Raw genomic sequence first — 7089 nt, 5'->3', positions numbered from 1 at the left:
CGCGGTTTGAGAACCACCTCGGCGAGGTCGTACAACGCGAGCACCAGGCCCAGGCCCAGCAGCGACAGTCCGATGTCGTCGCTCTCGGAACCGAGAACCGTCGCGACGCCGTGCGCGCCGAACGCCGTGGTAAAACCGGCGAGGTACAGGGGCGCGATCGAACGCGGCGAGGCCGTCACGTCATCACTGTAGAAGCCCGAGACGGCGGGTCGTCCCGGCCGGTCAGCCGGCGACGATCTCGTTCAGCCGGTTGCCGATGATGCCCACCGCGAAACCCAGCCGTTCGAACTCCTTGTTGGTGGTCTGCCCGTGGTAGTAGCGGTAGTAGATCTGCTGGGCGATGACCACGGCCCGGAAGAGTCCGAACGCCTCGTACCACCGCCACCGCTCCGGCGACATCTCGAAACCCATACGCTCGCAATATCGTTCGACGAACTCCGCACGCGTGATCATCCCCGGCAGGTTCGTCGGGACGCGGCGCATGAGCTGCAGCTCGTCGGAGTCGTCGGCTTGGATCCAATAGGCCATCGATCCTGCGAGATCCATCAGCGGGTCACCGAGCGTGGCCATCTCCCAGTCCAGGATGCCGATCACCTTGGTCGGGTCGTCCTTGTCGAGCACCACGTTGTCGAGCTTGAAGTCGTTGTGGATGATGCAGTTCGCGACATCCTCGGGCTGGTTGTCGGCCAGCCACGCCATCGCCGTCTCGAAATCGGGCACGTCGTCGGTGTGCGCGTTGCGGAACCGGGCGGTCCAGCCGTCGACCTGGCGCCGGACGTAGCCGAGTCCCTTCCCGAGGTCGCCGAGACCGGTCTTCGCCGGGTCGACCGAATGCACCTCGACGAGCGTGTCGATGAAGTTGAAGCAGAGTTGCCGTGCCTGATCGGCGTCGAGCGGGACGTCGGCGGGCCACTCCTTGCGCGGGATGACGCCGTCGATGCGACCCATGACGTAGAAGTCGGCGCCGAGGACCGAATCGTCGTCGCAGAAGGCGATCATCGGTGCGATGTACCGGATCACCCCCGAGAGTTCGGACTGGATGCGGTACTCGCGGCGCATGTCATGCGCGCCGCGCGCCTTGGTACCGCGCGGGGCCCGGCGCAGGATCAGGTCCCGCGTCGGGTACCGCAGCAGGTAGGTGAGATTGGAAGCGCCACCGGCGAATTGCCGCACCTCGGGCACCGCGTCGAGGCCCTCGACGTCCGGCGCCGCGGTCCGCAGCCACGTTGCCACCGCCTCGACGTCGAACGCGTCCTCGTCCCGCACCTCGCGCGCCTCGGTCACCTGGTCAGCCATTGTGGGAGTTCACCCTTCTCGTTCGTGGATGTGTGTGGACGGGCGCGGTCAGCGGTACTTCCCGAGTTCCAGGCGGGCAACGACGTTGCGGTGCACCTCATCCGGGCCGTCGGCCAGACGGAGCGAACGTGCACCGACCCAGGCCTGTGCGAGCGGGAAGTCGTCGGTGAGGCCGGCGCCGCCGTGGAGCTGGATGGCCATGTCGATGACGGACAAGGCCATGTTCGGCACCTCGACCTTGATCTCGCTGACCGCGGACAACGCCTCCCGCGACATGCCCTGATCGAGCAGCCACGCGGCATGGTGGACCAGGAGTCGCGACCTGTTGATCGCGATGCGGGCGTCGGCGATCCGTTCGCTGTTACCACCGAGCCGGGCCAGTTGCTTGCCGAATGCCTCACGCGAGAGTGCGCGCCGGACACCGAATTCCAGTGCGCGTTCCGCCAGGCCGATGGCGCGCATGCAGTGATGGACGCGTCCCGGTCCGAGACGACCCTGGGCGATCTCGAAGGCGCGGCCCGGTCCCAGGAGGATGTTCGACGCCGGGACCCGGACGTCGGTGAAGGACACCTCGCCGTGGCCGAACGGTTCGTCGAAATAGCCCATGGTGGTGAGCATCCGGTCGATCTTGACGCCGGGCGTGTCGATCGGGATGAGGACCATGGTGTGGCGCGACTTGCGGTCGGCCTCGGCGTCGGTGACGCCCATGAAGATCAGGACCTTGCAGTCGGGGTGCCCGACACCGGTGGAGAACCACTTGGTGCCGTTGATGACCACATCGTCACCGTCGAGAACAGCCGACGCCGCCATGTTGGTGGCATCCGAGGAGGCGACGGCGGGTTCGGTCATGCAGAAGGCGCTGCGGATGTCGGCCCGCAGCAGCGGCTCCAGCCAGCGCTCGCGCTGCTCCTCGGAGCCGTAACGCAGCAGGACTTCCATGTTCCCGGTGTCGGGGGCGTTGCAGTTGAAGATAACCGGCGACAGCGCCGACGATCCCATCGCCTCGGCGATCGGGGCGTAGTCGACGTTGGACAGGCCCGCTCCCCCGTCGGTCCCGAAGTCGGCGGCGTAGCGGCCGGCGTGGGCAGCCGGGAGGAAGAGATTCCACAGACCCTCGGAACGTGCTTTCGCCTGCAGTTCGGCGATGATCGGCGACGGCGTCCAAGGATTGCCGTCCCCCTCGCGACGTTCCTTGATGTCCTGGTGGATCCGGGATTCGACGGGTTCGATCTCGTTGGTGACGAACGCCCGCACTCGCTCGGTGAGGTCGGCGGACCGTGGTGACGGAGAGAAATCCATTCCCCGACCGTATCGCGGAGGCCCCTTCCCGGTGGCTACTTCCAGTACAGCGTCGAGCCGTCCGGTCCGGCCGTGGTGCTCACGAGTTTGGCGAAGCAGTGGTCGGGGTCGAAGCCCTGGGTTCGGCACCAGTTGTTCGCCTCCACCGGGCCGGGGAACGTCGCCGCCGCGACCGTCACCCACCAGCCCTGGTACGAGAACACCGGCCACTCATCACTCCACAGCAACCGAACATCGTTGAACCGCAGGCGAAGTGCGAGGAACTCATCGAGGATGGCCTGATCGTCCCAGGTACGACCGTCGGCCACGAGACCCGGACGTTTCGAGCTGAGCTGGGCGACCCAGCGGTTGTTCAGGTTGGCGAGGATGAACGCACGGTCGGCGTCGGCTTGCAGGCGAAGGGCGTCGACGCTGGTCGCGGTCACATCCGTGCCGGCCGGGAACGCGGCGTCCGTGGCGACCGACGACGCCGCCGGCATACCCGAGTCCGGCGTGGTCACCGAAGGTGGCGGCCCCGGCGTCGGGCCCTTGTCACAGTCGACGAGATACTGTCCCCCAGCCGAACCCGAGCCGGAGCCACCGGCAGAACCCGAACTCGGTCCGCTCCCGTTCAGAGTGTCGGGCAACCGGAAGAAACTGCCCGGCGGGTAGGTCAGCTCGAGATCGAGGGCGCCTCCACCATCGGGCGCCGGGACGGCGACCGGGGATCGCTGGAAGTCGAAGATGCCCGACGCGACCAGACCTCCGGCGTCGGAGATGGTGATCCGAGTCTGCGGACCGAACAGGACGTCCCCACCGGGACACTCCGCGGTGACCCTCATCGTGATGACGAGGCCACCGGTTGCGGTGCGGAACGACTGCGGTGTGAAGACCGGCGGCGACCCGCACGGTGTCACGTACTCCGTTCCCCCACCGTCGGAGCCGCTGTCGCTCGCCCGGGTGGTGCCCGGGACGATCGCGCGCGGACCCGTCGGGGCGAAGCCGGTGATCGTGGTCGAGGTCAGCGTGACCAGACGGTCGCCGATGGCGAAGGTGCGTGCGGGCCCGGGCGCCCCACCATTCGTTCCGGTGTTGCCGACCGACGCTGCCGGCAACGACCACTGCGAAGAACCGTCGGCCAGGTCGATCGCGACCACGCCATCATCAGCCGACGGGAAGATCAGGCGTTCGCCGTCGGTGACTCCGTAGCCCGTGCGCCCGGCGTACCCGGCTGCCTCGGCGGTCCACCGCTGTTCCCCGGTGGCGACGTCCGCTGCCACCACATCCCCACTCCGCACGTAGACGAACTCGCGGTCATCCGCGACGAGTGCGGCGACCGCAAGGTTTCCCGTACCCGGCACCGACCACAGTGACCGCCCATCACCGAGGTCGACGTAGGTGCCGCCGATCATCGTCCGGTCGCGCTGATCGGGCGTCGCCACCACGGGGACCTGGACGTCGACACCCGCGTACCGGGCGGTGGTGCCGTCAGCGCGCAGGTGCACGACGGGCCCGTTCTGCGGCTGCTCGTCGTTCATGCTGCCGCTCAACAACATCAGCGAGCCGTCCGCGAGGCGTCCGATGCCGGTCCGGCCGGGGCTCGTATAGACCACACGTCCGTCGTCGGCGGACACCACCCCGATGACGCCGTCAGCGCTTGCGACGAACTTGTCCGTCGCCGTGAACTGCGACGAGTCCCCGCTCGGTAATGCCTCGGGAAGGGTCACCGTCTTCTGCCACTCGGTGCCCCGTGGCGTCAGCTTGATCAGCGTCATCTGGCCTTGCCCGCCACCGAACTGCCGCACGAATGCCGCGCTGCCGTTGAACGCGATGCCGAAGGCCGACCCCGGGACCGGCACACTGCCGGCCGAGCGTCCGGTTCGCGTGTCGATGAAGTGAGCGCTCCCGTTGCCGAGACAGGCAATGGTGTGATCGACGATCGCGTCGGAACATGACGACACCGGCTCGTCGAACATCCACCGGTTTCCCGATGCGACATCGATCCCCAGCACACGGTGTCCGGAGGACGAGCTCCCACGGTCCGCTCGGAGCAGGGTCACGAGTGTCTGGTCGTCGTGTACCGCGCCCAGGGTCTCGTATGACGATTCCATCGTCAGCGGTGACACATACGAATCCGCCCCGAACGATCCCGACTCGACGGTCCACGCCGCACTCGGCGCCGTGGGATACGACCCCGTCAACTGTCCGGCGAGCAGGTCGGGCTCCTCCGCGGACTGCGTCGTCTTCCACCACACGACGCCACCCACGACGAGGGCGAGCACGCATGCCAATGCGATCCCGGTGATGACATACGCCTTGGTGTTCGACCGGCGCGGAGGCGGCGGCTGCCAACCGGGCGGTGGATACCCGGGAGGTGGATACCCCGGCGGCGGCCGCCAGCCGGGTGGCGGCGGATAGCCCGGCGGTGGATACCCGGGCGGGCCCATCGGGGGCGCCATGCCGATCGACGGGTGGGGACTCTGGCCGAACTGCGTCGACGCGTACGGGTCGGGTTGCGCCGGCCCGGTGCCGGAGGGCGTCGTCGCGTGCGGGTCCGGGCGACTGTCCTTGTTCAGCGAGACCCCGGGTACAACCGTGGGACGGGCCGGCTGGATGGTCGTCGGCGACTCGTCGGGTGGTCGGGGCGCGTCGGCATCCCCATCGGACGGCGGACCCGGATGCGACATCTTCACAGTCAATCCCAGTCGCACGCGCCCGAACTATCCCCTGCCCGGACGATTTCCCGGCGTCAGCCCGCGCGGCCGGTGGGAACGTCTGCACGCCTCCGCGTTTCGTACCGTGCGAGCACCCAGGTGCACAGCGCCACCCACAGCACCCCGAAGATCCAGCCGGACACCACATCTGTCGTCCAGTGCACGCCGAGCTCAATTCGGGTGAGTCCCACCAGGATCGACAGCAGCGGTGCGAGCAGAAGAATCCAGCGATGTCCGCGCACCCACGCGAAACAGCGGTACGCGACGACCGCGCAGAGACCGAACACGATCATCGTCATCATCGCGTGGCCCGACGGATAGGAGAACGAGTCGATGTTCAGCAACCGGTCCTCGATCGGCGGCCGGTTGCGCGCGAACCCGAATTTGAGTCCCTGCATCAGCGCGTAACCGAGGAGGGTTCCGACGCCGACGTACACGGCGTCGACGCGCCGACCGGTGGCCGCCGCAAAGACCACCGCCAGGACGGTGAGGGTGGTCAGGATCAACGTGTTGCCGAGAAGCGTGACGAATTCGGCGATCGTGTTCCACGGCTCGGAGCGATTCGAGACGACCCAGTCCCATACGTTCTCGTCGATCGTCGTCGGCGACAGGAACATCGGTCCGACCTTCCTCTCCTCCGGCGTGCCGGTAGCACGACCGACCCTGACTGCACCGACCCTAGCCCGACACCGCAACCGTTCGACCGACCGACGCCGCGCACCTCGTGACCTCGCGAAACCCGACGCTCAAGCCGTCTTCAAGTGCGCCACAAGAGGCGAGACCGACAGTGGTCACCGTCAGCCGAACCCCGACACACCAGATGAGGACCCACCCGATGACGACCCACCCCGCCACCACATTCCCGATCCAGCTCCGCCTCCCCGGCCAGGCCGCCGCGCCCAACGGGCCGATCGACCCGTTCATGATGTACGTCCTCCACCACGCGTTCCGACGCGACCTCGCCGACTTCGCCGCGGCCGTACCCCGCACCAAGCTCGACGACGCCGGTACCTGGCGCGCTCTCGCCGACCGCTGGACGATGTTCGCCACGGCGCTTCATCACCATCACAACGGCGAGGACGTCGAGCTGTGGCCGCTACTCGAGGAGCGCTGCGACGACGCCGAGAAGCGGGTCCTCGAGGCGATGGATGCCGAACACGACCAGATCGACCCGATCCTCGAGGAGTGCGACGCCGGGTTCACGACGATGGCCGCCCACGCCGACGAGCAGACCCGTTCCGAGTTGGTCGACGCACTCGTCCGCGCCCAGCCGATCCTCGGCGAGCACCTCGCCCACGAGGAGACCGACGCGATCGCCATCGTGCAGCGCCGGATGACGATGCACGACTGGGAGGAGTTCGAGGCCAAGATGGGCAAGCAGTCGGGTCTGGGCGAGATGCTCAAGATGAGCCCGATGATGGTCAAGGGTCTGTCCGACGCCGACCGCCAGGCGGTGTTCGCCCGTCTCCCCGGCATCCTCAAGCTGCTCATCAAGCTCGGTGGACCGCGTTTCCGTCGGCTCGACGGCCGCGCCTTCTACTACCTGGACCGGCGAGCGCATGTCGTCCGGCCCCGGCCGGTCGCATGAGCGCGAGCCCGACCCGAATGCGCTCGCCGGGCGTGGCCCACGCGCATCTGCTGGTTGCGCCGGGTTTCGACACGACGCCTCGCTTCGCTCGGTGTCGGCTCAACCGACGTGGGCACTGCTGGTTGAGCCGGTAGCGAGCGGAGCGAGCCACCGCGTCGAAACCTGGCGCCATGCTGGTTAAGCCGGTCGGTGGGGTGTGGCAACCGGGTTTCG

The 7089-nt window shown here is 67.8% G+C and carries 5 protein-coding genes; 1 reads left to right on the top strand and 4 read right to left on the bottom strand.

The annotated features are described in order from the left end of the window. Positions 1-222: 222 nt before the first annotated feature. The 4 genes from GOAMI_RS19100 to GOAMI_RS19085 all read right to left on the bottom strand — a co-directional run bounded on the left by GOAMI_RS19100 (position 223) and on the right by GOAMI_RS19085 (position 5905). Positions 223-1296, bottom strand: a complete 1074-nt coding sequence (locus GOAMI_RS19100; protein WP_006438229.1) for a phosphotransferase family protein — start codon at positions 1294-1296, stop codon at positions 223-225. 48 nt (positions 1297-1344) lie between these two features. After that, positions 1345-2595 carry an acyl-CoA dehydrogenase family protein gene (locus GOAMI_RS19095; protein ID WP_006438228.1) on the bottom strand — a complete coding sequence of 417 codons (1251 nt, stop codon included), beginning with the start codon at positions 2593-2595 and terminating at the stop codon, positions 1345-1347. A 35-nt stretch (positions 2596-2630) separates the two neighbouring features. After that, a complete protein-coding gene (locus GOAMI_RS19090) occupies positions 2631-5261 on the bottom strand; it encodes an outer membrane protein assembly factor BamB family protein (RefSeq protein ID WP_040005002.1) in 2631 nt (876 codons plus the stop codon). Positions 5262-5323: 62 nt separating this feature from the next. Continuing rightward, positions 5324-5905 (bottom strand): phosphatase PAP2 family protein, encoded by a 582-nt coding sequence (locus tag GOAMI_RS19085; RefSeq protein ID WP_006438226.1) that lies wholly within the window; start codon positions 5903-5905, stop codon positions 5324-5326. A gap of 218 nt (positions 5906-6123) precedes the next feature. Here GOAMI_RS19085 and GOAMI_RS19080 point away from each other — a divergent pair, with 218 nt between their 5' ends. Beyond that, positions 6124-6876: a hemerythrin domain-containing protein gene (locus GOAMI_RS19080; protein WP_006438225.1), complete on the top strand. Its 753-nt coding sequence runs from the start codon at positions 6124-6126 to the stop codon at positions 6874-6876. The last annotated feature ends 213 nt before the right edge of the window (positions 6877-7089 follow it).

Origin of the sequence: Gordonia amicalis NBRC 100051 = JCM 11271 (genome assembly GCF_000332995.1) — a bacterium.
GTDB classification, from domain to species: domain Bacteria; phylum Actinomycetota; class Actinomycetes; order Mycobacteriales; family Mycobacteriaceae; genus Gordonia; species Gordonia amicalis.
The sequence above is the reverse complement of the archived record's forward strand: the minus strand, read 5'-3'. Positions and strand labels throughout refer to the sequence as shown.

Bases quoted from the DNA above. Each gene is read 5' to 3' on its own strand.
- GOAMI_RS19100 (WP_006438229.1), bottom strand. From the start codon at position 1,296: ATGGCTGACCAGGTGACCGAGGCGCGCGAGGTGCGGGACGAGGACGCG.
- GOAMI_RS19095 (WP_006438228.1), bottom strand. From the start codon at position 2,595: ATGGATTTCTCTCCGTCACCACGGTCCGCCGACCTCACCGAGCGAGTG.
- GOAMI_RS19090 (WP_040005002.1), bottom strand. From the start codon at position 5,261: ATGTCGCATCCGGGTCCGCCGTCCGATGGGGATGCCGACGCGCCCCGA.
- GOAMI_RS19085 (WP_006438226.1), bottom strand. From the start codon at position 5,905: ATGTTCCTGTCGCCGACGACGATCGACGAGAACGTATGGGACTGGGTC.
- GOAMI_RS19080 (WP_006438225.1), top strand. From the start codon at position 6,124: ATGACGACCCACCCCGCCACCACATTCCCGATCCAGCTCCGCCTCCCC.